General features: G+C 61.1%; 1 protein-coding gene. It reads left to right on the forward strand.

Going from position 1 to position 409, the window contains the following annotated elements:
* Positions 1-409 (forward strand): transposase (locus LNV08_RS23000; protein ID WP_263536070.1); only part of this gene is annotated, 409 nt, incomplete at both ends.

The raw sequence follows: 409 nt of genomic DNA on the forward strand, positions 1-409 counted from the left end.
TCGAGCACATCGAAGTCCACCCCGCCAACCAAGCCGAAGTCAACAAGTTGCCCGGCATCGTGGAGGCGCTCGCAGCGCAAGGCGTTCAGCCCGAAGGCGTGCTGGCCGACAAGGGCTACGCTAGCGCAGCCAATCGGGAGTACCTCAAGAGCAAGGGCATAGGCGACCTGATCCAGTTCAAAGGAAGTCGAGGCAACCCGGTGCATCCCTTGCAAACGCAGATGAACAGGGCAATCGCCACGCTGCGCTACAAGGTCGAACAAGGCTTCGGGACGATGAAGAGAAAGTTCCACTTGAGCCGAGCGCGGTACTTTGGAGCGGCCAAAACGCAGGCGCAAATGGCGTGGGCGGCACTCGGTGTCAACCTGCTCAAGGCGATGAGGAAGCTGCAAAGCGGGCGGCTGCAGCC

Origin of the sequence: Paucibacter sp. TC2R-5 (assembly GCF_025717605.1) — a bacterium.
Lineage (GTDB): Bacteria > Pseudomonadota > Gammaproteobacteria > Burkholderiales > Burkholderiaceae_C > Paucibacter_A > Paucibacter_A albus.